Annotated in this window: 19 protein-coding genes; 11 read left to right on the forward strand and 8 right to left on the reverse strand. The window is 60.9% G+C overall.

All coding sequences use genetic code 11. The annotated features are described in order from the left end of the window. Position 1: 1 nt before the first annotated feature. The 3 genes from ABDX79_RS00785 (at position 2) to ppx (ending at position 4,663) form a co-directional block, all read left to right on the forward strand. Positions 2–685 (forward strand): P-loop NTPase family protein, encoded by a 684-nt coding sequence (locus tag ABDX79_RS00785; protein ID WP_346218355.1) that lies wholly within the window; start codon positions 2–4, stop codon positions 683–685. Positions 686–768: 83 nt separating this feature from the next. Then, a complete protein-coding gene (locus tag ABDX79_RS00790; protein WP_346218356.1) occupies positions 769–3,156 on the forward strand; it encodes an RNA degradosome polyphosphate kinase in 2,388 nt (795 codons plus the stop codon). Beyond that, positions 3,149–4,663 (forward strand): exopolyphosphatase, encoded by a 1,515-nt coding sequence (ppx, locus tag ABDX79_RS00795; RefSeq protein WP_346218871.1) that lies wholly within the window; start codon positions 3,149–3,151, stop codon positions 4,661–4,663. Before ABDX79_RS00790 ends, ppx begins: the two co-directional genes overlap by 8 nt. Positions 4,664–4,695: 32 nt before the next feature. On the opposite strand, the gene rnd is transcribed toward ppx, so the two are convergent. Then, positions 4,696–5,847: a ribonuclease D gene (rnd, locus tag ABDX79_RS00800; protein ID WP_346218357.1), complete on the reverse strand. Its 1,152-nt coding sequence runs from the start codon at positions 5,845–5,847 to the stop codon at positions 4,696–4,698. 202 nt (positions 5,848–6,049) lie between these two features. Here rnd and aspS point away from each other — a divergent pair, with 202 nt between their 5' ends. Next, complete coding sequence (gene aspS / locus ABDX79_RS00805) at positions 6,050–7,837, forward strand: aspartate--tRNA ligase (protein WP_346218358.1); 1,788 nt, start codon at positions 6,050–6,052, stop codon at positions 7,835–7,837. 44 nt (positions 7,838–7,881) lie between these two features. Here the strand turns inward: aspS and ABDX79_RS00810 are convergent, their stop codons facing one another. Next, entirely contained in the window at positions 7,882–8,427 is a 546-nt protein-coding gene (locus ABDX79_RS00810) for a 2'-5' RNA ligase family protein (RefSeq protein ID WP_346218359.1), read from the reverse strand. 73 nt (positions 8,428–8,500) lie between these two features. Then, the gene (locus tag ABDX79_RS00815; RefSeq protein ID WP_346218360.1) at positions 8,501–9,724 is read right to left on the reverse strand and encodes a YdgA family protein; all 1,224 of its coding nucleotides are present in this window, start codon (positions 9,722–9,724) and stop codon (positions 8,501–8,503) included. 206 nt (positions 9,725–9,930) lie between these two features. On the opposite strand from ABDX79_RS00815, the gene parC reads away from it, so the two are divergent. From parC to ABDX79_RS00830, 3 genes are all read left to right on the forward strand, one after another. Continuing rightward, entirely contained in the window at positions 9,931–12,183 is a 2,253-nt protein-coding gene (gene parC / locus ABDX79_RS00820) for a DNA topoisomerase IV subunit A (protein ID WP_346218361.1), read from the forward strand. A 149-nt stretch (positions 12,184–12,332) separates the two neighbouring features. Beyond that, positions 12,333–13,592, forward strand: a complete 1,260-nt coding sequence (locus ABDX79_RS00825; RefSeq protein WP_346218362.1) for a DUF2235 domain-containing protein — start codon at positions 12,333–12,335, stop codon at positions 13,590–13,592. A 237-nt stretch (positions 13,593–13,829) separates the two neighbouring features. After that, positions 13,830–14,444 carry a GNAT family N-acetyltransferase gene (locus tag ABDX79_RS00830; RefSeq protein ID WP_346218363.1) on the forward strand — a complete coding sequence of 205 codons (615 nt, stop codon included), beginning with the start codon at positions 13,830–13,832 and terminating at the stop codon, positions 14,442–14,444. Between the two features lie 48 nt (positions 14,445–14,492). Here the strand turns inward: ABDX79_RS00830 and ABDX79_RS00835 are convergent, their stop codons facing one another. The 4 genes from ABDX79_RS00835 to ABDX79_RS00850 form a co-directional block, all read right to left on the reverse strand. Next, positions 14,493–15,437 carry a DMT family transporter gene (locus ABDX79_RS00835; RefSeq protein ID WP_346218364.1) on the reverse strand — a complete coding sequence of 315 codons (945 nt, stop codon included), beginning with the start codon at positions 15,435–15,437 and terminating at the stop codon, positions 14,493–14,495. 55 nt (positions 15,438–15,492) lie between these two features. Next, positions 15,493–16,245: an arginyltransferase gene (locus ABDX79_RS00840; protein ID WP_346218365.1), complete on the reverse strand. Its 753-nt coding sequence runs from the start codon at positions 16,243–16,245 to the stop codon at positions 15,493–15,495. 16 nt (positions 16,246–16,261) lie between these two features. Continuing rightward, positions 16,262–18,091 carry an SLC13 family permease gene (locus ABDX79_RS00845; protein WP_346218366.1) on the reverse strand — a complete coding sequence of 610 codons (1,830 nt, stop codon included), beginning with the start codon at positions 18,089–18,091 and terminating at the stop codon, positions 16,262–16,264. A gap of 148 nt (positions 18,092–18,239) precedes the next feature. After that, positions 18,240–18,713 carry an RDD family protein gene (locus ABDX79_RS00850; protein WP_346218367.1) on the reverse strand — a complete coding sequence of 158 codons (474 nt, stop codon included), beginning with the start codon at positions 18,711–18,713 and terminating at the stop codon, positions 18,240–18,242. A 297-nt stretch (positions 18,714–19,010) separates the two neighbouring features. Here ABDX79_RS00850 and ABDX79_RS00855 point away from each other — a divergent pair, with 297 nt between their 5' ends. Next, positions 19,011–20,288 (forward strand): OprO/OprP family phosphate-selective porin, encoded by a 1,278-nt coding sequence (locus ABDX79_RS00855; RefSeq protein ID WP_346218368.1) that lies wholly within the window; start codon positions 19,011–19,013, stop codon positions 20,286–20,288. A gap of 111 nt (positions 20,289–20,399) precedes the next feature. Here ABDX79_RS00855 and hemB read toward each other — a convergent pair whose 3' ends face one another. Continuing rightward, a complete protein-coding gene (hemB, locus tag ABDX79_RS00860) occupies positions 20,400–21,422 on the reverse strand; it encodes a porphobilinogen synthase (RefSeq protein WP_346218369.1) in 1,023 nt (340 codons plus the stop codon). Positions 21,423–21,641: 219 nt separating this feature from the next. On the opposite strand from hemB, the gene ABDX79_RS00865 reads away from it, so the two are divergent. From ABDX79_RS00865 to ABDX79_RS00875, 3 genes are all read left to right on the forward strand, one after another. Beyond that, positions 21,642–22,097 (forward strand): DUF6163 family protein, encoded by a 456-nt coding sequence (locus ABDX79_RS00865; protein ID WP_346218370.1) that lies wholly within the window; start codon positions 21,642–21,644, stop codon positions 22,095–22,097. A gap of 241 nt (positions 22,098–22,338) precedes the next feature. After that, positions 22,339–22,854: a transcriptional regulator LdtR gene (ldtR, locus tag ABDX79_RS00870; protein ID WP_346218371.1), complete on the forward strand. Its 516-nt coding sequence runs from the start codon at positions 22,339–22,341 to the stop codon at positions 22,852–22,854. A gap of 290 nt (positions 22,855–23,144) precedes the next feature. Continuing rightward, on the forward strand, positions 23,145–24,479 hold the full coding sequence (locus ABDX79_RS00875) for a L,D-transpeptidase family protein (RefSeq protein WP_346218372.1): 1,335 nt from the start codon (positions 23,145–23,147) through the stop codon (positions 24,477–24,479). Positions 24,480–24,639 lie beyond the last annotated feature (160 nt).

The following is a 24,639-nucleotide window of genomic DNA, read 5'->3' on the forward strand; positions in this document are numbered from 1 at the left end:
GATGACCAGACAGCTCCCGCTGGAACTTCCGCCGATCGAGCAGCTTGGCCGCGACGATCTCATCGTCTCGCGTTCGAACGCTGTGGCTGCCGAGGCGATCGACGCATGGCCCGCCTGGCAGCACAATGTGTTGTTGATCGTCGGGCCCGAAGGCGCGGGCAAGACCCATTTGTCGCGGATCTGGGCCGAGGCCGCGGACGCCGACATTCTCAGGCAGGGTGGCTTCGGGGCGCTCGAGAACGGGTTCCGGATCGTTATCGACGATATCGACAGGACCACCATTCCCGATCAAGAGCTGTTCGCGCCGGTCAACGCGGCCCGGCTCGGCCAAGGCTGGGTTCTTGCGACCTCGCGGATACCGCCGCAGGCCATGGCCGGGCGGCTTCCCGATCTGGTGTCGCGTCTTTCGGCGGCGGCCCGGGCCGAACTCGACACGCCCGATGATCTTCTGTTCGAAGGCATTCTCGCCAAGCACTTCTCCGATCATCAGCTGGTCGTCGATCCGGCGACACTGACCTATCTAGCTGCAAGGATCGAGCGCACCGGATCGGCGGCGAAGGCCGTCGTCGACGAGATCAATCGGCAGGCGCTTGCCGAAAAGAGCCGGGTCACGAAGCCTTTCGTGCGACGCGTGCTTGAGCGGCGGACAGACGCCAGTGGCGGAAATGCCGAGAGCGGATCGTGACGAGAAACTGACGCAAAACTTCCATCGAACCGCAATAGAAGCGGCGGCGAAGACACGGGAAACCTCCAGTAGATGGAAAAACTATGAGCGAAGAGACGACGAAATCCGGGCCGGAACGCAAGGCGAGGGCCTCGGCGTCGCGCCGTTCCGCAAGAAGCGAGCGCGCAACGGCGTCGCCGGCAAAAAAGCGCGGTTCCGAGGCAGTCGAGATCATCGCGGTCTCGGACCAGGCTTCGCCTAATCAGGAGACGGTCGCGAGCGAGGTTGAGGTTATTCTGGAGCAGGCCCCGCCGCAGGTCGTCGAGGCGAAGGCGAGCGAGGAAAGCCAACCGTCCGAACTGCCGCAGGATCGGTTCATCAACCGCGAGCTGTCCTGGCTGCAGTTCAATCGGCGGGTACTGGAAGAGTCGCAGAATCTAAATCATCCGCTGCTCGAGCGCCTGCGCTTCCTCTCGATCTCGGCCGACAATCTCGACGAGTTCTTCATGGTCCGCGTCGCGGGTCTCGAAGGCCAGGTGCGCGAAAAGGTGACCGTGCGATCCCTCGACGGCATGACCGCACAAGAGCAACTCGACAAGATCCTCGCGGAGGTGGAAATTCTCCAATCGGAGCAGCAGGCATCGCTTGCCGAACTGATCGGCCAACTCGCCGACGAAAACGTGCACATCGTCTCCGCCGACCAGCTCTCCGCTCCCGAATTGGAATGGCTGTCACGCGAGTTCGACGACACGATCTTCCCGGCGCTGACGCCCCTCTCGATCGATCCTGCCCATCCGTTTCCGTTCATCCCCAATCTCGGCTTCTCCATCGGCCTGCGCCTGAAGAGACAGCGTGACTCCGAGCGAATGAACGCGCTGATACGCTTGCCGGTCGCGCTGAACCGGTTCGTGCAGACGCCGCGCGGCGAGGATGGCACCTATCGCTTCGTGCCACTGGAGAGCGTCGTCGAAACTTTTATCGGACGCCTGTTTCCCGGCTATGCCGTGGAGGGAAGCGGGACCTTCCGCGTGATCCGCGATTCCGACATCGAGGTGCAAGAAGAAGCCGAGGATCTGGTCCGCTTCTACGAGAGTGCGCTGAAGCGCCGGCGCAGGGGGTCGGTCATCCGGACCGAATTCGACTCCTCGATGCCCGAAAGCCTTCGCAACTTCGTCGCTGCCGAGATCGGAACACCGGAGACCCGCGTCTCGGTGATGGAAGGAATGCTGGCGCTCGACGCCCTTTCACAGATCTGCAAGATCGACCGGGACGAGCTGAAGTTTCCACCCTATATTCCGCGCTTTCCCGAGCGCATTCGCGAGCATAACGGCGATTGCTTTGCCGCGATTCGCGAGAAGGACATTATCGTCCACCACCCCTACGAGTCGTTCGACGTGGTCGTGCAGTTCGTGCGGCAGGCCGCAAGCGATCCAAATGTCGTCGCCATCAAGCAGACGCTCTATCGCACCTCGAACGATTCGCCGATCGTCCGCGCCCTGATCGAGGCGGCGGAAGCCGGCAAGTCCGTGACGGCACTCGTCGAGCTGAAAGCGCGGTTCGATGAGGAAGCGAACATCCGTTGGGCGCGCGATCTGGAGCGGGCGGGCGTTCAGGTGGTCTTCGGCTTCATCGAGAAGAAGACCCATGCCAAGCTCGCAATGGTGGTGCGCCGCGAGGAAGGCAAGCTTGTCAACTTCTGCCATCTCGGCACCGGAAACTACCACCCGATCACGGCGAAGATTTACACCGATCTGTCATATTTCACGGCAGACCCGGACATCGCGCACGACGTCCAGCTCGTATTCAACTACATCACCGGCTATGCCGAGCCGACAGATCTGCGCAAGCTCGCGGTCTCGCCGCTCTTCATGCGTGACCGGATCATCGAACACATCAATCAGGAGATCGAGCACGCCAAGGCCGGTCGGCCGGCGCAAATCTGGATGAAGATGAATTCGCTCGTCGACGGCAAGACGATCGATGCGCTTTATCGGGCGAGCCAGGCCGGAGTCGAGATCGATCTCATCGTGCGCGGAATCTGCTGCCTGCGTCCCCGTGTGCCGGGCCTTTCGGACAATATTCGCGTCAAATCCATCGTCGGCCGCTTCCTCGAACACAGCCGCATCTACTGTTTCGGCAACGGGCAGGGGCTTCCGTCGGAAGAGGCGATCGTCCTGTTGGGATCGGCCGACATCATGCCGCGCAATCTGGATCGCCGGGTCGAAACCCTCGTTCCAATCCAGACGCCGACGGTGCACAGCCAGGTGCTTTCGCAGATCATGCTCGGCAATATTCTGGACAATCAGCAGAGCTGGTCGGTTGCATCCGACGGATCTTCGCGCCACATCAAGCCCAGCGATGGTGAACAACCCTTCAATGCCCAGCGATATTTCATGACAAATCCTTCACTCTCCGGGCGCGGCAAAGCGCTGAAAACCGATGCTCCTCGCCTCATCGCGCGCCAGCGAGCGGAGCATGCCGGGGATGAATGAGGCGCTCGGTCAGGGGCGTCTCATCGGAAGAAAGCCGGTTGGTGTCGTCGATATTGGCTCCAATTCGGTGCGGCTCGTACTCTACGAGGGGCATTCGCGCTCCCTGACCGTGCTGTTTAATGAAAAAATCCTGAGCGGGCTTGGTAAGGGGCTCGCCCAGACCAACCGACTGGACCAGGGCGCCGTGGACAGTGCTCTCGCGGCGCTTCGGCGGTTTCGCAAAATCGCGGAACAAGCTCAGGTCGAGGAGCTTTATCCGCTGGCCACCGCCGCCAGCCGTGAAGCTGCGAACGGGCCGGAGTTCCTGCAGGCCGCAGAATCCGCGATCGGCCGGCCGATCGCAATTCTTTCGGGTGCGGACGAAGCGCGCTACGCCGCCGAAGGCGTGATGAGCGGCTTTCACCAGCCGGATGGAATTGTCGGCGATCTCGGCGGCGGCAGCCTCGAACTTGTCAGAGTCCAGGGCGACGAGCTCTGCGGCGGGCTGACACTGCCGCTTGGTGGCCTGCGTCTTCAGGATCTCGCAGGCGGCGACCTCAAGGCCGCGCAGGTGATTGCCGACAGCAATGTCCAGTCCTGCTCACTCGTCGGCAGCGGCGAGGGCCAGCCGTTCTTTGCCGTCGGCGGAACATGGCGCAATCTCGCCAAGCTCCATATGCAGCAGAACAGCTATCCGCTGCACGTCATGCATGGCTATCGAATGCCTGCCGCCAAGCTCGACAAGTTTCTCGATACAGTGATCCGGACCGATCCTGAAAAGCTGTCCGGTATCGAAGCGGTGTCGAAATCACGCCGATCTCTGCTTGCCTTCGGTGCCATCACGCTGAAGAGCGTGCTGAAATACCTGAAACCGTCCGAGATCGTCGTTTCGGCGCTGGGCGTGCGCGAGGGCTATCTGCATTCGCTGCTTCCCGCCGAAGAGCGCCTCAAGGACCCGCTCATCGAGGCGGCGCGAGAACTGGCGATACTGCGCTCACGCTCGCCCGATCATGCCGAAGAGCTGGTCATCTGGACGGCGCGCACGTTCGAGGCGCTCGGGATCGAGGAAACGGCAGAGGAGGCTCGCCTCCGCACGGTGGCCTGCCTGCTCGCCGATATCGGTTGGCGTGCCCATCCCGATTATCGCGGCCTCCAGGCGCTTTCGATCATCGCCCACGCCGCTTTTCCCGCGATCGATCATCGCGGCCGGGCCTATCTGGGGTTGACGAATTATTTCCGGCACGAGGGCACCTTGATCCAGGGCCAGTTGCCGGATCTCGAAACTCTGGTCGAGCCAAGGTTGCTGGAGCGCGCCCGCACGCTCGGCTCGCTGTTCCGCGTCACCTATCTGCTCACGGTTTCGATGCCGGGTCTTCTCGATCGCTTCCGCTGGGCGCAGGACCCGCGGGGCGGCTTCACCCTCGTCATCCCGCGCGATCTCGAAGGGCTGATCGGCGCCCGGCCCGAAGGCCGGCTCGAGCAGTTTGCCAAGATCGTCGGCCAGCCGCTGAGGCTCGAGGCGCGCTGAGCCCTGAGGGCTCAGGCAGCTGGACTCCGAAATCAGATCGGAATGATTTCCACCCGCCGGTTCCGGTAGACCAGCGCGCTTTCGCCTTCGAGCAGTTTCAGCGCGCGCGCCCCGAATATCTCGCGCCGCCAGCCGGAAAGCGCGGCAACCTCAGCCTTTTCGCCATAGACCGCGATCTTTTCCAGATCGTCCGAATTGGCGAGGAGCTTGGCCGCGACACCCTCTTCCTCGACAACGATCTTTAAAAGGACCCGCAGGAATTCGACGGCCGCCTGTGTGCCCTCGGGAAGCATTGCAGGCCTTGGAATGGTGGGCAGATCGGCTTTCGGCACGGCCTTGGCCCGCTCGATCGCTTCCAGAATGCCGCGCGCCGCGCTCGATCGCTCGAAACCTTTCGGCAGGGCGCGGAGCCTTCCGAGATCGGCTTCGCTCGCGGGCTTTTGCTGGGCGATCTCGTAGATCGCGTCATCCTTGAGGATGCGGCCGCGTGGCTTGTCGCTGGACCGGGCCTCGCGCTCGCGCCAGGCCGCCACCTCCTTCAGAATCTGAAGCTCGATCGGCTTCTTCACCCGCATCTTCATGCGCCGCCAGGCATCGTCCGGGTGCATGTCGTAAGTCTGTGGGTCGGCGAGGATGGCCATCTCTTCGTCAAGCCATGATTGGCGACCGGATTGTTCAAGCTGCGCCTTCAGCGCCTTGTAGACGTCGCGCAGGTGGGTGACGTCCGCGAGCGCATAAGTCAGCTGCTTGTCGCTGAGCGGGCGATGGCGCCAGTCGGTAAAGCGGGACGTCTTGTCGATCCGGCTTTCGGTCAGGCGGGCGACAAGCTGATCATAGGCGATCGATTCGCCGAACCCGCAAACCATGGCGGCGATCTGCGTGTCGAAAAGCGGCTTCGGAATGATGTTTCCGAGTTTGTAGACGATTTCGAGATCCTGCCGGGCGGCGTGAAACACCTTCACGATATTCTCGTCCGCCATGAGGGCGAAGAACGGGTCGAGTGAAAGCCCCTTGGCAAGGGGATCGACCAGAACTTCGGTATCGTCGGACGCCATCTGGATGAGACAGAGCTCGGGCCAGAAGGTCGTCTCGCGAATAAATTCGGTATCGACTGTCACGAAGGGGGATCGTGCAAGGGCTTCGCAGGCTTGCGTCAGGGCTTCGGTCGTCTTGATCGGTTCCATGAATCCGGTCTTAGAACGGCGCGCGCCGATTCAAAAGCGTGTCATGTGCAATTGGCAGGGAAAACTTGACATCCGCAGCGACAAATGCGCTTGTCCGGCGCAATTTTCCAATCCGATCCGCCGCCGGTTCCGCGCCTCGATCGAGCGCCGGAGCGCGGCCTGTCAGCGCGGATCACGAGACATCTGAGAGAGCGAATCCCCCATGCATCGCTATCGTAGCCATTCCTGCGCGGACCTGCGCAGCGCCAATGTCGGCGACACCGTCCGCCTGTCCGGCTGGGCTCACCGTATCCGGGACCATGGCGGGCTGTTGTTCATCGATCTGCGCGATCACTACGGCCTGACACAGGTCGTGGTCGATCCGGATTCCCCCGCCTTCAAGACGGCTGAAACCGTGCGCGGCGAATGGGTGATCCGCATCGACGGTGAGGTAAAGGCGCGTTCGGCCGAGACCGTGAACCCCAAGCTTCCGACGGGCGAGATCGAGATCTTTGCCCGCGATATCGAGATCCTTTCGCCCGCAAAGGAGCTGCCGCTGCCGGTCTTCGGCGAGCCTGAATACCCGGAAGACATCCGTCTCAAATACCGCTTTCTGGATCTGCGCCGCGAGACGCTGCACAAGAACATCATGCGGCGCACGCAGATCATCTCGAAGATCCGCTCGTTGATGCAGACGGCCGCGTTCACCGAATTCCAGACGCCGATCTTGACGGCGTCTTCGCCTGAGGGCGCGCGCGACTTCCTCGTGCCCTCGCGCCTTCACAACGGCATGTTCTACGCGCTGCCCCAGGCGCCGCAGCAGTACAAGCAGCTTCTGATGATCTCCGGCTTCGACCGGTACTTCCAGATCGCGCCCTGCTTCCGCGACGAAGACCCGCGTGCAGACCGTTTCTACGGCGAGTTCTACCAACTGGACGTGGAGATGAGTTTTGTCGAGCAGGAGGACATACTCCAGACGATGGAACCGGTGATCCGGGATGTCTTCAAGACCTTCGCGGACGGCAAGCCCGTGACGGAGACCTTCCGGCGCATTCCCTACGCAGAGTCCATGCGTAAATACGGCTCCGACAAGCCGGACCTGCGCAACCCGATCGAGATGAGCGCTGTGACCGAGCATTTCGCAGGCTCGGGGTTCAAGGTTTTCGCGAACATGATCGCGAACGACGAGAAGGTCGAAGTCTGGGCGATTCCCGCCAAGACCGGCGGTTCGCGCGCCTTCTGCGACCGGATGAACTCCTGGGCGCAGGGAGAGGGACAGCCGGGTCTCGGCTACATCTTCTGGCGTGAAGAGGGTGGCGAGGTCTCGGGCGCAGGCCCGCTGGCCAAGAACATCGGACCGGAGCGCACCGAGGCGGTTCGCACCCAGCTCGGCCTCGAAGCGGGCGATGCCTGCTTCTTCGTCGCCGGGCGTCCCGAAAAGTTCATGGCATTCGCCGGCTCTGCGCGCACCCGCGTTGGCGAGGAACTCGATCTCGTCGACCGCGACCGCTACGAGCTTGCCTGGATCATCGACTTCCCGTTCTACGAATATGACGAGGACGAAAAGAAGATCGACTTCGCGCACAATCCGTTCTCGATGCCCCAGGGCGGCATGGATGCTCTGACGAATCAGGAGCCGCTTTCGATCAAGGCGTTCCAGTACGATGTCGTCTGTAACGGCTTCGAGATCGCGTCCGGTGGTATCCGCAATTCGGTGCCGGAAACCATGGTGAAGGCGTTCGAGCTGGCAGGCTACGATCAGGCGACCGTCGAGGAGCGTTTCGGCGGCCTTTATCGCGCCTTCCAGTACGGCGCTCCGCCCCATGGCGGCATGGCGGCGGGCATCGATCGAATTGTCATGCTGCTTTGCGGCGCGAAGAACCTGCGCGAGATCGCACTCTTCCCGATGAACCAGCAGGCCTTCGATCTGTTGATGGGCGCGCCGGCCGAGGCAAGCCCCGCTCAGTTGCGGGAACTGGGCCTGCGCATGGCGCCGAAGGCGAAGGAATAGGACTGTCTTGAGGCCGGCTCGCAGGAGCCGGTCTCATCCTGTCTTCAGGCATCGAGCTTCTGATCCACGTCAGGGCTCTTGCGGCAGAACTGAAATTCCCCTGCGGCCTCCCACGGGCCGCCTCGGTAGGACCAGAGAAGCAGGCCCGTCGCCTCGAAGCTGAACGGCTCGAACGCGCTTTCGAGCTCCTCGTAGAGTTTGCGTGCGACCGAGGCTTCGGCTTTGTTCTGGATCGTGACATGCGGATTGATCCGCTGGCGGTCCTGCGCTGTCAGATGATCGTAGAAATGTCCCGCGAGATCGGCGCGCAGCCGTTCCGCTGGTGGGCTATCGACCTCATAGGCAACGCCCTTGCCGAGAAAGCGCAGACCTGAGACGCGGCATTTGATGGGACCCCATTCGGCGACGGTCTTTTCGAGATGTCCCGTCACCATCTCCAGCTCATGGCCGGGCAGATGATGGAAGAGCGTCAGATGGGCCGGAATGAGATTTCTCGAAGGCGGAAAATGCTTCTGCCTGAGCTTTTGAAAGCGCTCGAAGCTCTCGTCGTCGAAGCGCAGGGTCAGGATGAGTGGCGCCTCGTCCGTCATGGGCAATCGGCTCCCTGAACCCGGTTGTGATAAAAAAAGAAGCCGGCCAAGAGGCCGGCTCGGTTGTCTGCTTTTACTGCGAACTTTCGATACTCTTGCCGCCGTCGGTCTGCACCTGAAGCTGCAGGACATTCGGGATCGTCTGCGGCGCACCCATTGCCGCGCCCACGAGCTGCATGACGGGGATCGGCTGGGCGGGCTCGGTCGAAACGCGGATCGTTTCCGGCTTTTCGAGGAAGGTTTTGACCGCGCTCACGACCTGATTGCGGAATGCGTCGTCGCCGATCTGCCCGAGATTGGCCTGAACGGTCTGGGTTGCCAGATCGATGATTGCCTCGGGCGACTGGTTCGTTTCTTTGGCGTAATAATCGATCAGACGCTGGGTGAGGGAATCATCCTGAAACGCTAGCGAAACCTTGGCGACGCTCAGCTGTGCAAGGATGCCCATCAACGCCATCCCGCCGTTTTGCTGGCTTTCCGGGTTTTGCTGCATCTTTTCGGTTACGTCCTGCAGCGACTGGATGACTTGCGGCGTGTAGCCGCTGATCGCCAGATCGGTCTGCAGCGTGCCGACATTCTGCACGTTCAAAACGATCGGCGAGAACGACAGGTCGCCGTTTTCCGGTTTCCAGGCCGTCTCGGCGGTCATCGAGCCGGTCAACACGTCATAGCCAAGTTCACGGGCGACATTCGCGCCCTCCCGGTCATCACCCTCCGGAACCACCATCTGGAAGTTTGCGAGGCTGAGCTTGCTGTCGAAGCTACCGTCCTGGCCAACGTCGCTGTTCGCGGTGAGATTGGTCATGGTGAAGGTATCTTCGCCATCTTCGCTCAGCTTGATATTGGCGATCGTTCCGAGCTTGAAGAAGAAGGGTATTCCCTGAAGTGGCGTCGGCTGGGAATTGGAAGGCTCGGTACCGGCGATCAGCAGGTCCTCGATGCTCATGCCGCTGATGTCATAGGAGATCTTGCGATCGCCCTCGGCCTCGTCGGTGCCCGCAATATCCTCAAAGCCGACCCGATCGACTTCATATCCGGTATTCGCTTCGCCGACCACGTTCTCGAAATTGACCTGACCGACATCGACTCTGCCCGCACCCCGGCCAAGCTTGACGCCCCGCATGATGACCGTATCGTTCTCGCTGACGGCCTCGTCGTAGGTAAGGTTCCCGCCCATGGAAGCCATCGCTTCCTTCAGCCGTTCGGCAAATGCGTTGGCATCGGCGGCAAGCGCCGTGCCGCAGCCGAGCATGGTTGCGAACGCGGCGGCCGACAGGCCTGCAGTGATCCTGCGCATCAATATCATTCCTTCCTTGTGTCCGCTCTAGTCGGGAACGGCCAAATTCCCATCCAAGTTAGTGCGCTCATGCCAAATCCGAAAGAGCGCATCCGGGCCTTATCTGATGACACAGTCCGGGAAAAATCCGAAGATTGTGTGGTTTGGGACCTGGTGGGCCGTGTTCCGTCCTTGTTCCATACCGCATGATCGTCCAAAACGGGAGCATGGGAAAGCAAGTCGATCCACCCGCCAACGGCGGTGACATTCAACCCGTCGATCTCCGCGAGGCGCTCGAAGAGCGTTATCTCGCCTATGCCTTGTCGACCATCATGGGGCGGGCGCTGCCTGATGTCCGTGACGGACTGAAGCCCGTGCACCGGCGCATCGTCCACGCCATGCGCGTCCTTCGCCTCGATCCGGGGCAGGGCTACAAGAAATGCGCCCGTATCGTCGGCGACGTGATGGGCCGGTTCCATCCCCACGGCGATGCCGCGATCTACGACGCGCTGGTTCGCCTCGCGCAGGATTTTTCGGTACGCTATCCGCTGGTCGACGGGCAGGGAAACTTCGGCAATATCGACGGCGATAGTGCCGCAGCGATGCGCTACACCGAAGCGCGAATGACCGAGGTCGCGACGCTGCTTCTGCGCGGCATCGACGAGAACGCCGTCGATTTCCGCCCGACCTATAACGAGGAGGACGAGGAGCCGGTCGTTCTTCCTGGCGCGTTTCCCAATCTTCTCGCCAACGGCTCGTCCGGCATCGCCGTCGGCATGGCGACGAACATACCGCCCCACAATGCAGCCGAACTTTGCGACGCCGCGCTGAAGATCATCGAGAACCCTGAGGTTACGGTCGATCAGCTGCTGCGCTCGATCGAAGGCCCGGATTTTCCAACGGGCGGTGTCATCGTCGACAACCGTGCGACGATCCGCCAAGCCTATGAGACGGGCCGGGGCTCGTTCCGCGTCCGCGCACGCTGGGAGCGCGAGGAACTGACCCGGGGTCAGTGGGCGGTGGTCGTTCACGAAATTCCCTATCAGGTCCAGAAATCGCGGCTGATCGAGAAGATCGCGGAACTGCTGCAGGCAAGGAAGCTGCCGCTTCTCGCCGATATCCGCGATGAGTCGGCCGAAGACATCCGCATCGTTCTCGAGCCGAAATCGAAGACCGTCGATCCCGAGATCCTGATGGAGTCGCTGTTCCGGCTGACCGATCTCGAATCGCGCATTCCGCTCAACATGAACGTGTTGTCCGGCGGCAAGGTCCCGAAGGTTCTTTCGCTGAAGGACGTGCTTTCTGAATGGCTCGCCCATCAGCGCGAGGTTCTGGAGCGGCGCGCTCGCCATCGGCTGGACCAGATCGATCGGCGGTTGGAGATACTCGCCGGTTACCTGATCGTCTTCCTGAACATCGATGACGTGATCCGGATCATCCGCGAGGAGGATGAGCCGAAAAAGGAGCTGATGCGCTTCTTTACTTTGAGCGAAGTGCAGGCCGAAGCCGTCCTGAACATGCGATTGCGCTCACTGCGCAAGCTCGAAGAGTTCGAGTTGCGGCGTGAATTCGATCAGCTCACCGAGGAAAAGGCCGAAAAGGAAGCGCTGCTCGGCTCGACCGAAAAGCAGTGGTCGGCCGTCGCGGACGAAGTGCGCGCGGTTCGCGAGACCTTTTCCAAGAAGACCAAGCTCGGCAAGAGGCGTACGCGCTTCGCCGACGCGCCGGACCACGATATCGGCGATATCACGACCGCCTTCATCGAGAAGGAACCGGTCACGATCGTCCTGTCGAACAAGGGCTTCCTTCGTGGGATGAAGGGGCATCTGGCGGAGTTTTCCAACCTCACCTTCCGCGAGGGCGACGGGCTTAACATCGCCTTCCACGCGATGACGACCGACAAGCTTCTCTTCGTCTCCAGGCATGGCCGCGTCTTCACCATGCAGGCCGATAAGCTGCCCGGCGGGCGCGGGCAGGGCGATCCCATTCGTCTCGCCTTCGACCTCGAGGACAAGGACGATATCGCAGCTGCCTTTACCGCCGAGCCCGAGCGCAAACGGCTGATGGTCTCGAGCGAAGGCACCGGTTTCGTCGCCATCGAGGGCGACATGATCTCTTCGACCCGCAAGGGCAAGCAGCTCATGAATGTCGGCAAGGGATCGGCGGTCGCATTGTCACCTGAGATCGGGGACGGCGATATGGTCGCGATCGTCGGCGAAAACCGAAAACTTCTCGTTTTCCCTCTTTCGCAGGTTCCGCAGATGGCGCGCGGCAAGGGCGTTCGTCTGCAGCGCTACAAGGATGGCGGTGTCTCCGACGCCAAGGTCTTCAAGCTTGCAGATGGTCTGACCTGGACAGACAGCGCGGGCCGCGCATTCCTGCGCAGCGACGAGGAACTGATGGAGTGGAAGGGGGACCGCGCACAGGCCGGCCGCCTCGTGCCCAAAGGATTCCCAAAGACGAACAAGTTCGCCGGATGAGTGGCGCGGCCGGTCTATAGGGCCGGCTGCTTTCGTCCGTAAGATAACATCGTTCTGGATTTAACGTTGTCGGAGGCTTTATAGAGCCCCATGGCGCTGCGCGTTCGGCGTCAATTCAAAAGTCAGCTCTTTCGATATCGGATTATAGTATGAACGCACATCAAAGTTTGCAGAAGCGTCTTGTCGTTTGCTTCGATGGGACGTGGAACAATGCGGACGACAGCGGTGCAGAGGCGACGAATGTCGAGCGGATCGCCCGCGCCGTAAAAGGTCTTAGCGGAGACCGTCAGCAGATCGTTCTTTATCAGCGCGGGGTGGGAACCACCGGAACGAAGGCCCAGCGGCTGCTGGGGGGCGCCTTCGGTATCGGCGTCGAGGACAATATTCGGTCGGCCTATCAGTTTCTCGCGCAGAATTATCAGCCTGGGCGGGAGATCGACGGCGTGCGTATTCCCGCCGACGAAATCTACATATTCGGCTTTTCGCGCGGCGCTTTCGCTGCCCGCAGCCTGGTTGGACTGATCTCCTATTCAGGCCTCCTGAAACGCCAGCATCTGAGCAAGCTGGGCGACGCCTGGCGATACTATGCCGAGGATGCGGAGCGCAGCGACTCCGAGGCCTTCTGTCAAAAGTCGGGTGCCGACTGCCATCATCGACCGGCGATCCATTTTCTCGGGGTCTGGGATACTGTCGGCCAGCTCGGCGTTCCCGCCACGGTTCTCGGCATCCAGATCGACCAGAACCATACCTTCCACGACACCCATCCCTCGACGATCGTCAGGAACGCATTCCACGCGCTGGCGGTCGACGAGTGCCGCGACGAATTCGTTCCAACGCTCTGGACGCGCGATCCGAACTTGCCGGGCGATGCGCCTGAGGAACCCGAGGGCTGTCAGATCGATCAGGTCTGGTTTCCCGGCGTTCACTCGGATGTCGGAGGCGGCTACGAGCAGAGAAGTCTCTCGGACATTCCTCTTCTATGGATGGCGGACCGGGCTATGGATTGCGGGCTCGATCTCGACAGCGAAGAGATTGCCGGGCTGCTGCCGGCGCCGGCGACACTCGATCATCTTTCGCCGCAGCACGAGTCGCGCTTCACTTATTCCTATACCGATCGCTGGACGCCGTCCCTCAGGCGCATCTGCGAGCAGCATTTCAATCCCCCGTTTCTGGCCGATCTTGTTTACCCCGAAAACAAGAAGACCGGCGCGCCGCTGAAGACCATTCGCGAATCAATCCATCCCTCGCTTCTCAAGCGCTGGCGCCGAGAGGTGGGGATCATCTATGACGATACCTCCAATCGCCGATCGAACACGATCTACGAGCCCCTGAACCTTGCCCCCCTTCTCAATCAGGAGGGCGGTCAGCACTTCGTCTATCTGCGCCGGGATCCGATCAAGCCGACCTGACCGGTTTCGATAGGGAAAGAGAAAACTTCCAGGCCCGCATCCGTTGCGGGCCGCTTCGCAGATGGCCCATAAGACGATCGAATGGGGCTTCGGCTCCCATCGAAACACGCATACGATATCCGTTTGATCGCTTTGCGATGACTGATTTAAAAGCGCTCAGGCGCCGCGCGGGCTTCGATACCGTACCCGGCCTCATCAGCCGGAAACGGTCTCATTCCCCAGAGCAATAGGTTCGTCTTGTCCCTCCCCAACGGCAACACCCCAATTCTGCCCGGCAAACTCGCCGCCATAGGAACCATTATGGAGATGAGGGCCGAGGATCGGCAGCCTCTCGATCCGGTGGAGGCGATGCCCGAATGGCGGTTCGAGAGGGTGCTGGACATGGAGCTTTCACGCTATCTCGCGCTGTATCGCGCAGTCGGCCGCGATCATCTCTGGTATGGGCGGCTTGTCGTTTCGGAAGCAGAGATCACTGCCCTGGTCGCATCTCCCGAAATCGCGATCTTCGTGCTGACGATTGATGGAGAGGACGCAGGTCTGGCGGAACTCGATCTGTCGAGGCCGGGCTCTTGCGAGATCGTCTATTTCGGCGTGCAATCTGCCCATATCGGCTCAGGCGCGGCCCGGTTCATGATGGAGCGCGTCATCGCCTTCGCGTTCGAGCAGAATATCGAGCGCCTCTGGCTGCATACGAATACGAACGACCATCCGAGGGCCATGCGGTTCTATCGCCGAAAGGGATTTCGGCCCGTCAGCCAGTTTCTCGAACTGACGGACGACCCGCGCCTCATCGGGCTTTACGAGGAAAGTGCCGCGCCGCGTATCCCGATCTTCCGTTCTTCCGACCGCTGAGATCTGGCACACCGGCGCCTTCGGCGGCTCTCGCCGTAAGGGCTGGCGCTATCGCAGCAGCGCCGCCTTTCTTGCGCGCGTCCGCTGGCCATCGCGGCGGAGCTCATCGGCGGCCTGGACTGCGAGGGCACTGAGAATGAGTGCGCCGCCAAAGAGCGCTAGGCTCGTGGGTTTCTCGCCGAAGATCATCCAGACCCAGATTGGCGCGAAAACCGTCTCGAGAAGATAGCCGAGGGCGGCAAGCGGGGCGGCGATGAACATCGGTCCGGCCGCAAGGCAGACCAGCGCGAATGGCACGACGACGGCCCCATTGAGGACCAGCAGGAGAGGCGCTTCGGACTGAAACCCTTCACTCATGACGAAGGGGATCGCGATGAGGGCCGGCACGACCGAACCGAGGGCCGAGGCATAGCGCATATCCTTGCGCGAATAGCGGGATACGACGATGCCCATGGCGATGAAGAAGGCGGCGTTGAGCGCGGCGAGATCGCCGATCCAGCTATCACTCTGGAACCCTGAGCCCATGATGAGACCGACGCCCAGGATCGTTACCGGGATGACCGTCAACGTGACGCGTGACGGCTTTTCTCCGACGATCAGCCAGCCGAAGAGCGCCGCGAAGACCGGATTGAACGCGAGAATGAAGACCGTGTTCGCGGCTGTGGTGTTGAAGACGGCGATCAGAAAGCTCGTGACGCCGACCGCGTAAAGGCCGGTGACGAGGAGGCCTTTCCAGCCGTCGATCAGTTTTGTCTGTTGCTTCAGGGCGAAACGTCGGAACGCCCAATAGGCGATGGCCGCTCCGCTGATGAGAAGGCCTCTAACGAGTAGCACCGACCAGTAGGTGCTCTCCGACAGGTGAATCAGCGGGATATCGAAGGAGAGCGCGAGGCCGCCGACCGCAACGATCATGAGGCCGACCCGGCTCGAATCGCCAAGATCGACGGGGGCCTGGGCCGCACGGGCCTGTGAAATGTCTGGATTGGTCTTCAATTTATGGCCGCATCGATGCAGCAGATGCCGCATTGTCAATTTCGAGAAAAGGGTATTATGAGCCGCTATAGCGTTCCCACCCCTTGGGCATCAGATGCTCCTGGGGCTGAAAGCGGATCTTGTAGCTCATCTTCGGTGAGCCCTCTACCCAATAGCCGAGATAGAGATAGGGAAGACCCATTTTGAGCGTGCGCTGAATGTGATCGAGGATCATGTAGGTGCCGAGGCTGCGCTCTTCGGCCTCCGGCTCGAAGAAAGAATAGACCATCGAGAGCCCGTCGGACATGACATCGCTCAAGGCGACCGCGAACAGCTCGCCGTTTTCGGCCTCTGCGCCGACCGCGCCGGGAACGCGGCGGCGATATTCGATGACGCGCGTATCAACCTGGCTGTCTTCCACCATCATGGCATAGTCGAGCACACTCATCTCGCTCATGCCCCCCGTCAGATGCCGCTCGTCGATATAGCTGCGGAAGAGGGAATATTGTTCGCTTGTCGGCTCCGCCTTGCGCTCGAAGGAAACGAGATCGTCGTTCCGCTTGAGGATGCGGCGGAAGCTTTTGCCCGGCTTGAACTCATCCGTGATGATGCGGACCGAGATACAGGCCCGGCACCGTTCGCAGGCCGGGCGATAGGCGATGTTCTGGCTGCGCCGGAAGCCACCCTGGCTCAGAAGATCGAGAAGGCCGGGGGCGCGCTCACCGGTGAGATGCGTGAATACCTTCCGTTCCGCTCGCCCCGGTAGATAGGGACACGGAGAGGGTGATGTCAGGAAAAATTGCGGCGATTGCGGATGATGGACCGTCAAGACTGATCACCGCTCTTCAGAGCTCGTAGTAAAAGGAAGCGACGAGTGTGAAGCATAACCATATCAGAACGACGAGGGGAAGGCCGGCTTTGACAAAGTCCATGAAGCGATAACGACCCGGCCCCATCACAAGAAGATTGGTCTGATAACCGATCGGCGTTGCGAAGGATGCATTGGCCGCGAAGATGACGCAGGCCAGGAACGCCATCGGCGATGCGCCGAGCTTTGCCGCCATGTCGAGGGCGACCGGCGTGAAGAGAACGGCGGTCGCATTGTTCGACAGGAAGTTCGTCAGTATCGCGATCACCAGGAAAAGGCCCGAGAGGATCACGAGGATCGGCGCGCCGGACAGGGCGGACACCATGCCGTTGGCAAGAAGCGCCGCCCCGCCCGTCATTTCCAGCGCGGTCGCGGCCGCGATCGATGCGCCGACAAGCATGAAGATCGACCGGTCGACGGATCGCGCCGCTTCTCCGACGGTCAGGCAGCCTGTCACGACCATCATGACGGCGCCGGCAAAAGCGAGTACTTCGATCGGCATGACGCCAGCTGCCGACATGGAGACGATCGCAAAGAAGATCGCTGCGGCAACGCCCGCTTTTGACGACTGTGGAACGGACTGCGTGGAATATTCGAGGAGAAGCAGATCGTGATTGCCGCGCAGCGCATTGATCGATGACTGCCGGCCACACAATAGGAGGGTATCGCCGGGCTCGAGTCGAATATCGGAGAGCGCCGAGCGCGCCATTCTATTCTTGCGCTGAAGGCCGAAGAGTGTGATGCCGAACTGGGTCCTGAGACCCGAATACTGCATGGTTCGGCCGGCGTAGCGCGAACCCGGCGCAACGACCGCTTCGGCCATCACCATGTCCGGCCCGATCTTTCGCGTGCGCTCCAGGTTTTGTGCGCCTGATGTCGGGTCGAGCGTGCGGACCGCGAGATTGCCCTTCGACAACGCCTGAGAAAACGCTTTCCGCGATGCCGTGACGATCAGGCGATCACCGGGCTCGAGCGCGACATCGTCGAACGGCGGCAGGATGGTTTTCGATTCCCTGAGGATCATGCGCGGCGTCAGTTCCTTAAGCCCCGGGAACAGACCGGCCCTTGCGGTCAAGCCGACAAAAGGGTGGTCGTCGTCGATATCGATCTCGCCAAGGAATTGCTTGCCGTTCGCATCAATCGGCCGGCCATCACCTGTTTCACGCGGCGTCAGGAGGCGCGGCATGATTTTCACAACGTAGAAGCCGCCGGTCAGCGCGAGAATGAGACCCGGTATGGTGATGTCGAAGAAATTGATCTGAATGCCCGACCTTAGGGCGACACCCGCGACGAGGAGATTGGTCGAGGAACCGATCAGGGTCGTCATGCCGCCGAGGATCGAGAGATAGGAGAGCGGCAGAAAGACGTGCGCCGCCGGCACGGCGCGCTGTGTCGCGATCACTGTCAGGATCGGAATGAAGATGACGACGACCGGCGTGTTGTTGAGAAAGGCCGAGAGAATCCCGGCCGCTGCCAGCACGATCAGCACCGTCGAGCGGCCGGCCGCTCCGCCGATCCTGGTCAGAAATTGCGCCGGCCGGGCCATCGCGTCGGTCGCAAACAGACCCTGGCCGACGATGAGGAGGCACATGACGGTGATAAGCGCCGGATTGGCAAAGCCGGACAAAAGATCCGCGGTGGTCAGCGTGCTGCCATTTGAAGCCACGAAGGGGAACGCGGCGAAAAACACGAGGAACAGGCTCAGCGAGGCCGCCGCAACCGCTTCGATCGGCCAGCGCTCCAATGCGTAGCCTACGACACTGAGGGCGATCAGCCCGTATGTCACCCATATATGGAGCGAATCCATGACCACCCGCGCTGCTTGCCTGACGCCTTGGTTATCAAGGCGGCAGCCCATGAACGCAAGGCGTGTGGCGGACGCGGGTTAGCGCTTCGTGGGAAAACTCATTCTCTTCAAAAGGTCAGAGACGGCATGGAATTCTCCCCAGGGACTCTCAGTGCCTGCGAGCGACGACGGTGCCAAGAAGAACATCGTGCAGCAGCTGCTTGCGGCGGGTGAACAGCCCGACAAGGACGACAGCCGGCGTCAGGATCGCCGTCGACGCCCAGAAGAGCACGCCATGGAGAACGGCGAGCGTCGGATCCACCGTGCCGCCATCGAGCCGTCGCACTTCGAGATCGGCAAGCCTCATGCCGGGTGTCGCCTGGCGTTCGCCGCCCATGGTCAAAGCGATGTAGGCAATGGCGATTGCGGGAAGCAGAACGGCGTAGAGCCCGAAAGCCAGACCAAACGTCATGATGCCGAGAAAGAAGATAACGATCGCCGCGGGAATCGAAAGAAGAAAAACGACGGCATAATCGACGAGAAACGCAGCGCTGCGGCGCCGGAGCGCGCTGCGATAGAGCCTTGGCTCATCGAGAGCGGTCTCGGAAGAGGAGATCGGATCGATCTGTGCCGTGCGGTCCATCGGGGTCTTTCAGGTGCAATTTGAACTTGCCTCAAGATTTGGTGGCCGGCGAATTGAATTGCAACGTTTCGATTCAGGGCACTTAAAAGATGCATCTTGTTGTGTGCCTAATGACGTATATTGAATTCCACCCCAGCTGTTCTGTGGTCGAAATATTGCGAACTCAGGAGTCTGTTTTGATGTGTCGCTGGCGAGTTACAGTCTTCGCAGTCGATTTTATCTAAGATTATCGAGTATTTTTCGATTTCAGGGCAGTGCCGCCCGGGCGATTACGAAACCACAGGGACGGATAGTTTTATGACGATCGATGACACAGCCGATAGAAAGGCGCCACGCGCCCGGCGTCTGACTGTTTTGCTTGCCACTCTGGCACTGGGCACCGCTCTTCTGCCACACAGTGCCAGCGCCGAGTCCGCAACCAATGATGCGGACCTCTTTTCTGAAAACGATCGATTCCTCGAATTCGGGACGCCCGATCGTAACATCACACTCGCGCCCTTCATTCAGCTCGACGGCGGCTACACGGATTTCGATCCGGGCTCGGACTACTGGGACACGTCCGACAATCTTGTGCGGCTCTACGTCTATGGGTCTTACGACGACTTCGGCGGAACGTTTGCCTACGACTTTCAAAACAAGACGTTCCCTGTTCGCTACGCCTTCATTAACTATTCGCCGACGGACCGGCTCACGTTCCAGGTCGGACAGCAGGACGAGCCGTTTTCCCTCCAGGATTATTCCGGCAGCCGCTTCCTGCCCTTCATTTCGGCCGGCCAGAGCGCGGCGCTCATCCCCGGTGACAATGTCGGCGGCGTCATCAAATATGGCGGTGACAACTATTCCCTGGCAGGCGGTCTCTTCGGCGGTGACGTGAATACCGGCGTCGACGACGAGGGGCTTGCCTTCACGGGGCGGGCGACCTGGGCGCCGATCTACCAAGAAAGCAAGATCACCCGTTCAGGCGATGCGACCCGGGACGGCGTCGGAACCCAGCGCGTCGAACGACTTCTGCATCTTGGCGCTGCCATTTCGACGCGTTTCAATCTCGAGCAATCCTTCAGCTTCTCGGGTGGGACGAACTCGACGCTCACCTCGCGCTCGATTGCGACGAGCCCAAGCTTTTTCGATGCGGACCACATCCTTCGCGGAAATCTCGAAACGGCGGTGGTTCTCGGTTCGCTCTCCTTTCAGGGCGAATTGACGGGCGTGCAGGTGGAGACCGCTCTTAAAAGCGGCACGGCCCATGGTGGCTATCTTTATTCCACCTACTTTCTTACCGGAGAGACGCGTGGCTATGATCCGTCCTCAGGCACCTTTGGCCGTGTCATTCCGCGAAATCCGATCGACGAAGGCGGCTTCGGTGCGTTCGAAGTCGGCGCGCGGATCGATTATCTCGACCTGACCGATCTCGGCCCCGATGGCGGCGCTCAGTTCGGCGTCTCGACCGTCGCCAATCTCTACCTAACGAAGCGGTTCACCCTGACGACCGATTACTCCTATACGCAGGCGACGGCCGGCCCGAACGACGGGCAGGAAGTTCATGCGGTGACGGGGCGCTTCCAGTTCGCTTATTGATTTACTTCGTCGCGCCGCGAAAGAGGATCGCAAAGTGGTTCTCTTTCGCGGCGGATGACTGCGAGATTCTGGACGGTCGAAGGGTACTCTGCCGCGCAACGCCGAACCCAATCACCCAATGACTTCTGCGGCCACCTTCGGCGAAAAATAGCTGAGGATGCCGGAAGCGCCGGCACGCTTATAGGCCATCAGCACCTCGACGATCGCCTTGTCGCCGTCAATCCAGCCATTCTGGGCAGCGGCCATGATCATCGCGTATTCGCCGGAAGTCTGGTAGGCGAATGTCGGCACCTTGAGCGTCTGGGTGATGCGGGACAGAACGTCGATATAGGCGAGCCCCGGCTTCACCATGATCATGTCGGCACCCTCGGCGACATCCTGTTCGGCCTCGCGGATCGCCTCGTCCACATTGCCGTAATCCATCTGATAGGTGCGCTTGTCACCCTTCAGCATGGCGTTCGAGCCGACGGCGTCGCGGAAGGGTCCATAGAAGGCCGAGGCATATTTTGCGGAATAAGCCATGATCAGCGTGTCGCGCAGGCCCGCACCATCGAGCGCCGAACGGATGCAGGCGACGCGCCCATCCATCATGTCCGACGGGCCGATGATGTCGGCTCCCGCTTCCGCCTGGATCACCGACTGCTTCATGAGGAGCTCGACCGTCTCGTCGTTGAGAATCCGGTCACCGTTCATCACGCCGTCATGGCCGTGGCTGGTATAGGGATCGAGGGCGGCGTCGCACATGATGCCGACCTCCGGCACTGCCTTCTTGATGGCCCGCGCCGTGCGGCAGACGAGATTGTTGGGGTTCAGCGCCTCGCTACCCGTCTCGTCCCGCAGTGAAGGATCGGTGTAGGGAAAGAGCGCGATGACGGGAATGCCGAGATCGGCGGCCTGCTTTGCCGCATCGACACAGCCTTCGACCGTGCGCCGCTCGACACCCGGCATGGAGGCGACCGGCTCCGCCTCGGTGCCGTCCTTCACGAAAATCGGCCATATCAGGTCTGCGGCCTTAAGGTGATGCTCGCGAACGAGGCGGCGTGACCAGTCGGTCTGCCTGAGCCGGCGCATACGCAGGCCCTGCGTTGCGTCTTCGATCTGCCTGGAAATCCCGGTTACATCTCTCGCAGTCATCGCGTTTTCGTCTCTTGCTTCGTCCGCTGCCTGATCAGGCCATTGTTTCTCGCGCGGCTATCGCGCCGCTCCATCTGCCTATAGTATCAGGTGAGAGGGTCAAAGAGCCGACGATGGGTTTTGCTCTCGAGCAGGGCGGATTGGCGGTCTCGCCAGAAGAACGACCACATCTGTCGAAATGGGGTCGTCCCCGACAACGCAGAGCCTGGGCAGCGTGGCATGACGATAGAAATTCCGACCGAAACACCTGAGGTCGGGCTGAATCGGCTTCTGACCGTCGTGCTGCTTCGTGTGTTCTCTGTCTATATCCTCGTCCTGGCGGTCTGTTATTGGGCCGCGCTCGTCGGCTTCGGTCCGATTCTTCCCGGCTTCGTGGATATACCGCCGCGCTTCGATCTGATGCCGGTTTGGTGGAAGATCGCGGTGCCTATTCTCTCGGTGCTCTATCCGATCGCGGGGATAGGCATGTGGATGACGGCGCGATGGGCCCCTGTGGTCTGGGCTCTCGTCATCCTCGTCGAAATCGTGTTGTCCTTCGGGTTTCCGGTCCTCTTCGGATCGCGGCTGCTGCTGATCGGCCTTCACCTCTGGGGCTTCGCCATGTTCGCGGGGCTGCGGTTTCTCGCCCATCGCGACAAATTGCGGGCCCGCGCGGCCAAGCGGAAAACGCTGTGAGGGCGCCCGATGCCAGGCCGCGTGCAACGAGGGCGGCAACGTCATGAACAAAATCTGAAAGACTTGCGGTCGTCAGGTTTTGTCAAGATTTCGGCGAGGTTTGATTAAGGACGAAATGCGCGTCTTCGGCGTAAAAGCTTGTTAAGCCTGTAGTTTAAGTCGAATTTTAGAGGGCGCTCGCTACAACGGTTTTCAAGATGAGGCGAAAAAGAACTCATCACCCCAACAGCGGAGCCCAGTCATGAACCAGCATCTTGTTCAGTCCCCCATCGCCGACGATCATGCCAACGCCGGTGCAGACCTGAAATCGCTCTATCTCGAAACCCTCCAGCTCGTCGAGCGTCTTCACCGCCGTCTTCTCGACGTGGTCAAGGATGAGTTCGAGCGTCAGGGCCGCACCGACATCAATGCCGTTCAGGCGCTCCTCCTGTTCAACATCGGCGATGCGACGCTGACGGCGGGCGAGCTTCGCAGCCGCGGCTTCTATCTCGGCTCGAACGTCTCCTATAACCTCAAGAAGCTCGTCGACCTCGGCTTCATCAACCACCAGAAGTCCCGCGTCGATCGCCGGGCGGTGCGCATCTCGCTCACCGAAAGCGGCCAGGACATCGCCCACATCGTTGGCGAGCTCTACGAGCGGCATATCGGCTCCATCGACAAGGTCGGCGGTCTGGACGAGCAGGAGTTCTCCAAGATGAACAAGTCTCTGCAGCGCCTCGATCGGTTCTGGAACGACCAGATCGTCTACCGTCTCTGATCCCCAGGGTCTTCTGTCCCAAGACCTCCAGTCCGGCGTCCCCCGGCAACGGCCTTGTTCCCGAAAGGAGCAGGGCCGTTTTTCGTCCGGGAGGCATAACGCCTGCGCCACGGTCCGGCGGCAATGCATGTCTCATCCTTCCTTTCGCCGCAATGGGATGGATGATCCTTCCTCAAACCGGGACAGTCTCGATGCGCGAAGTGACGGCCAAAGCCGACTTCGCCCGCTTTGGGGAAAGCGAAGGCGAGAGTCTCGAAGAACGCATGGCATAGACGAGGGGAATGCAATTCATGACGAACAGAGTTTCGAGGCCAAGCCGGACGACGCGCCGCGCCTTCCTGTCCGGGACCACAGCGGCGCTGGGCCTCGGATTGACGGGCATGGCATCCGCGCAATCGACGCTTGACGGACTGTTGAACGCGCGTGGTCGCGGCAACTGGGACGACCAGTTCGATACGCGCGGATCGAGCGCGAAGCAGGTATCGTCCCTGAGCCCGATCTTCTCGCAGCAGACGCTCAGCTCCATGCAGGCGGCGATGCAGACCTATAGCCAGATCGTTGCCCAAGGCGGCTGGCCGACGGTGCCGGCCCGTTACGTTCTGAAGCTTGGCGAAGTGACGCCGGATGTGGAGATGCTGCGCCAGCGCCTTGCGATTTCGGGCGATCTTTCCCCGCAGGCCTCGAACTCGCCGGCCTTCGACACCTATGTCGAGGCGGCTGTTAAGCGCTTTCAGGCCCGGCACGGTCTGCCGGCAGATGGCGTGGTCGGTGAACATGCTTACAAGGCGCTCAATGTCCCGGCCAATTTGCGCCTCTTCCAGCTCCAGACGAACGCTGCGCGCCTCCAGAACCAGCTTCAGGAACAGCTCCCCCATCGCTATGTGATGGTCAACATTCCCGCCGCGTCGATCGAAGCGGTAGAAAATGGTCAGGTCGTCCAGCGCCATACGGCCGTCGTCGGGAAGGTGGACCGGCAGACGCCGATTCTGACCTCGAAGATCACCAATCTTAATCTCAATCCGTACTGGCACGCGCCGGCTTCGATCGTGCGCAAGGACATCATTCCGCTGGTGCGCAAGGACCCGACCTATCTGCAGCGTAACGGAATTCACATCTTCAACGGCAGCGGCCAGGAGGTTCCGCCGCAGGCGATCGACTGGAATTCGGACGAAGCGGTGAAGTATCTCTTCCGGCAGGATCCGGGTCCCAACAGCGCGATGGCATCGGTGAAGATCAACTTCCCGAATCCCCACGCGGTCTACATGCACGATACGCCGCAACAGGGCCTGTTCTCCGAGTTGATGCGCTTCGAATCGTCCGGCTGCGTGCGTGTCCAGAACGTTCGCGACCTGATCGTCTGGCTTGCTCGGGACGAGCAGGGCTGGGATCGTCAGGCGATCGAACGGGTCATTTCCGCCCGGAGCCGTCAGGACATCGATCTTTCCAATCCGGTGCCGGTCTACTTCACCTATGTCACAGCCTGGGCGAGCGACCCGAACGTCGTGCAGTTCCGCGACGACATCTATCATCGCGATGGTGCCGAGCAGCTTGCCATGAGCGAGTTGACGACGACGGCTTATGCTGCGGGTCAGCAGAATCCTTACGCCCAGGGCGACGGCTTCTGATCGAAGATGAACGCAAGAAGAGCGGGTTGAAATAACGCGTTCTCAAGTTTCTCAGATCATGCCAGACGGCACCGGTAGCGACCCTGCCGGTGCCGTGCGACTTTGTGGCTCATGTCGGCTATTCAATAAAGTCTGTCACTTTTGACGGCGTACTGAAGCA

This window comes from Fulvimarina fulva (genome assembly GCF_039652615.1).
Lineage (GTDB): Bacteria > Pseudomonadota > Alphaproteobacteria > Rhizobiales > Rhizobiaceae > Fulvimarina.